The 4,330-nt window shown below is 34.3% G+C and carries 5 protein-coding genes; all 5 read right to left on the reverse strand.

Annotated features, from left to right (window positions below):
• Positions 1-132: 132 nt before the first annotated feature.
• The gene (locus tag B0X80_RS19865; protein WP_077343554.1) at positions 133-864 is read right to left on the reverse strand and encodes an RES family NAD+ phosphorylase; all 732 of its coding nucleotides are present in this window, start codon (positions 862-864) and stop codon (positions 133-135) included.
• 310 nt (positions 865-1,174) lie between these two features.
• On the reverse strand, positions 1,175-1,600 hold the full coding sequence (locus B0X80_RS19870; RefSeq protein WP_077343557.1) for a hypothetical protein: 426 nt from the start codon (positions 1,598-1,600) through the stop codon (positions 1,175-1,177).
• Between the two features lie 135 nt (positions 1,601-1,735).
• On the reverse strand, positions 1,736-1,984 hold the full coding sequence (locus B0X80_RS19875) for a hypothetical protein (protein ID WP_139345356.1): 249 nt from the start codon (positions 1,982-1,984) through the stop codon (positions 1,736-1,738).
• 446 nt (positions 1,985-2,430) lie between these two features.
• Complete coding sequence (locus tag B0X80_RS19880; RefSeq protein WP_077343562.1) at positions 2,431-2,934, reverse strand: hypothetical protein; 504 nt, start codon at positions 2,932-2,934, stop codon at positions 2,431-2,433.
• A gap of 108 nt (positions 2,935-3,042) precedes the next feature.
• Positions 3,043-3,864 (reverse strand): hypothetical protein, encoded by an 822-nt coding sequence (locus B0X80_RS19885; protein WP_077343565.1) that lies wholly within the window; start codon positions 3,862-3,864, stop codon positions 3,043-3,045.
• Positions 3,865-4,330: the final 466 nt, after the last annotated feature.

Here is a 4,330-nt window from a genome sequence, read left to right on the forward strand (position 1 = left end):
CATAACGCCTAAATAACAGGCAAAAAGTAGTTGGCTAAAATAGGTGAACGTAGTGAACAAAAAGCCAACTGTTTTTTGTCCTTGTTGATTTTCTTGTTATGTGTTGCTAAGCTCCGTAGCCAAAGCAGATCTCTAATATAACTTTTCGAAGTCAAACTTAACCTTAGTTACTTCAAATAAATCACACTGAATAACTTCCGCATCATTTAAATTGAAAAGAACATAATTGCGCCCTTTAGCTATAGAGCTTTTGTAAATGATCCCATCATATCCTTTCGATTTGATAAGCTCCGATATTATTTGTGTCGGTACATATTCTGATTTGGAATCAGATTTCGCCACAGGCCAAGAAAAAGCAAAATCCATAGCAGCCCATACTGCCTTTATTATTTCGTCAGCAGAAGGCTCATTGAAGAAAAAGTATGGGAACTGTTTGGAATCTGATGACTCTGAAAAGTCTATAAATTTGAGCTCTCTTACCAGCTTAAATTTCCCGAGACTCACAACTAAACTAGGCCAAGGCCTAATTTCATGTATTGCTGTCTCAGCATCTGCTGCAACATATAAACAGGGAATCCCTTTAGTGTTTGCTCGTCCATCAGATGAATGTTCTGCATCAGGTTTCATTCGCTTAAATGTGTATGGAACACGCTCATCAATGTGGAAATCTGGTGAAGCCACATTGTGTGATCCAGCCTGTGCGCGCCATACAATAGTTCCAGCACTTAGTTTTCTTACTTTGGTTTTACATGTATCTAAGATTGAAGCTAGAAACTCTCGGGAATCATTATCAAGTGGATCTTGAGGCCTAGCTGATGTTTTACTAGCAAATTCCGAGTAGCTCAGCCAAGATTTGAAGCTCATATTGACTCCTAAGTTAACAGCAACACATAACGCCTCACTAAGAGGCAAATAATAGTTGGTTAAAATAAGCGACGAAGGAGCAAAAACCAACTGTTATTTGTCCTTTTAAGTGACTTGTTATAAGCCGGATTACAATTTACTTACCTGGGACTCAATATCTAACAAGAATAATAAACCATACTTTTTGAATCTTTTCTTGGTATTAAGAGAAGCATTAGAAGGTTTACGACGCCTTACGTACACGAAAATCGCGAGCGACTCAGTTAGTAAGTTACATGCAGCTAATGCTTAAAGTTGGTTTTCGCTAGCCTTAGTCATATGAATCCATTTTATCTATTTTCCAACCATTTTCATTTATTAGTCTAATCAGCAGCTTCCCTTCACCCTCAGATAATTCTTCACAAATATTTGTTAGTTCATATTCTAGTAAAGCAATACTCCCATCAATTTCCTGAGTAACGAATTTAGTTTCCTCACATTTTGCCTCAACTTTTAAGCTAGGTAGAAAGAATTCAATCACTTCCTCTCGAGTCATTTTCATTTGACTAGCATAAGTAGATAATATCTCTTCATTTCTTTTTTTGTTGCTTTTAGAATAATAAGAATAAATTTTATTAAATGTCATGCCTAATTTTTGATTCTTCTCATAGTCTTCGTATATTTCTCGAGGGGAGTCGACAGCATAACTTCTGAAACTCAATATAAATAAGGATAATAGAACTATATTTTTTATCACGATTCCTCCTTTGAGGCTTATAACGCCCAATTAACAGGCAAAAAATGGTTGGCTAAAATAAGTGAACGTAGTGAACAAAAAGCCAACTGTTTTTTGTCCTTGTTTAATTTCTTGTTAGGTAAATTTTCACCATTACTAAGAAGTGATAATATCCATTACAAAAAACGCTAAACCTTCTGCTGATTTTTCCCAAAAGCCTTTTTTAGACTCATTTTTTTGATATTGCTTATCTAGGCATTCTTTATATAAATCATCGCCAGACTTAGCTCCATTATTTTCTGCTCTATTAGCAACTTTAATACAGTTACCGCTATCAATTGAGCTGGTTGACGTACAGCCAAGTAATACAATTGAAGTTAACATTATCAATATTAATTTTTTCACTTAAATCCTTTTAAAAATACCAAACTAGAGATTTACCTAACGCCCAAATAACGGGCTTTTATTGCTGGCTTAAAATGTTGAGGAACGAAACAGCCAGCTGTAAAAGTCCCGTTGAATTGCTTGTTATATGCCTGATAAACCTAAACTTAAATACAAAAGTTCAAAGTAAAAGACGGTAGTAATAAATGAACTATAAATTGAGCTACTCACAAATGCCAGTACGAAATAATAGCTTTGTTACATTACGAAGTAATAAAAACAACAAAGCTTATTAGTGACTATTGAATAACTACAATAGCGAAACCCGTAGCAGAACTTACAAAAGTAAAAGTTAATAACCAAATTATTAGCTAAAGCACCCTACTACATGAATTGCATATAACGCCTCGTTAAGAGGCAAATAATATGTTGGCTAAAATAAGCGACGCAGGAGCAAAAGCCAACTGTTATTTGTCCTGCTTTAACGACTTGTTAGCTTTAATTTCCTCTCGGATATCTTGATGACTTAAATCACCTAGACGAGATTTTGCTGATTTCTCAAGGTAGTCATCAAGTGCATCATCTAATTCAAAAGCGTTAATTCGCCATTTATCATTTTGTTTATACAGTATAAATTTAACAATTACTGGTTCGATATCAAATTTTATAACGTAATATTTTAGCACTAACACACTGGGTATTTCAGAGTGAAGATATTCAAAATAACCACTTGATTTACCTAACGCCTGAAAGCTGCCCTGAAACTTAGTATTGTATTGCTCAACATCAGAGTCAGAAAAATACTTTCTAGTTGGGCTTCCTTTTGGATAGGCCATTGAAAATAAGTTATTAATCTCGCCTTTATGAATTGATTCCAATATTGGTAGTGTGAGTTTATCTATTTCTTCATTTGCATACACATTTAATGAAAAAAAACATAAGCAAGTAATTATTATATTTGTAAATTTCAATATGAACTCCTTATTTAAAGCTAACGCCCAATTAATGGGCTTTTACTGCTGGCTAAAATTTGCGAGGAACGAGCACAGCCAGCTGTAAAAGTCCCGTTAAATTGCTTGTTAGTTCCACTTTTTACGGCGTAATGAAGATTGCCTGTTACTATATAAAAAAGGAAAAAATTCATCCATATATGGAACATTTGGGAAATTAAAGCCTTTTGAAACCTCTATTGTGTGAACATCACGTTGACACTTTTTAAGTACAGAAAATAATGGTGATAAAATTTTAATAATGAACCATACACTATGAGGGGAACTCGCCTCGACTATTCTAGGGTGAGTTAACAAATCATACTCTGTCATTATTTCACCACTTAGACTATGAAACATAGTAAATGAGTTACTACCTCTTGCATCACAAGTAGCAAGCGATTCGTTTTGAATTTTAATACGTTTAGCATCAGTCACTTCATCCAAATACAAATCAAATATTATTTTCCACCACTCAGCCAAAGGATCTTTAGAATTTGAAGTACCGCCTAATTGAGATAAATTATAATATCTAGCAGTGAGAGCAAATTCATGGAGAAAGTGAATAATATCCCATTCAATTCCATCATGAAAAAAACCATCAGTATTTACATCATTTTCGGTAGCAATGCGCTTTACCGCAGAATATAGGTCTTTAATTTTGTGACCATAATTATGCTTCAACTCTCTGTCAGTCATTATCTTAAGATCATTTTTTACCATAAAATCTAAAATAACGATTATTTTCATAAAGCGTTCAACTCCAATACTTAATTGGAAAAAAGCGGAATAAAACAGTCCTCTTTCTTTATCGCCTATGTTTGCCTTACGCAAAAAGGTTAACCCTTGAGATAAACTAGATTGAGTTAAAAATCCTTCTTGCTGTAAAAGGATAAACTTTTCGCTAAACATCGATGAGCCTCTGTGGAACTAACGCCCAAATAATTGGATTTTATAGCTGGCTTAAAATGTTGAGGAACGAAACAGCCAGCTGTAAAATTCCTATTAATTTGTTTGTTATGAGTAACTTAGGTTAACTCAAAACAACACTCTATTAGTAAACACCCAATTTGTAAATAAAGCCTAACTTGAGCTACTAAATACACCTTTACGAACTGATGGATTTGCCACAAAAGTGTCTTTAAAACGGCAAAGCCTATTAGTGACTATTGATAAACTAAACCTAGCTCAACTCGTATGAAACGAATACAAAAGTCACTTGGTACAACTACCCTTTTAACTAAAACAAACAGACCAAAAGCAGCATACTCATAACGCCCAATTAATGGGCTTTTATTGCTGGCTAAAATTGCGAGGAACGAGCACAGCCAGCTGTAAAAGTCCCGTTGAATTGCTTGTTATATGCCTGATAAACCTA

The sequence above is a fragment of the Pseudocolwellia agarivorans genome (assembly GCF_002000085.1).
Lineage (GTDB): Bacteria > Pseudomonadota > Gammaproteobacteria > Enterobacterales > Alteromonadaceae > Pseudocolwellia > Pseudocolwellia agarivorans.

Bases quoted from the DNA above. Each gene is read 5' to 3' on its own strand.
- B0X80_RS19865 (WP_077343554.1), bottom strand. From the start codon at position 864: ATGAGCTTCAAATCTTGGCTGAGCTACTCGGAATTTGCTAGTAAAACA.
- B0X80_RS19885 (WP_077343565.1), bottom strand. From the start codon at position 3,864: ATGTTTAGCGAAAAGTTTATCCTTTTACAGCAAGAAGGATTTTTAACT.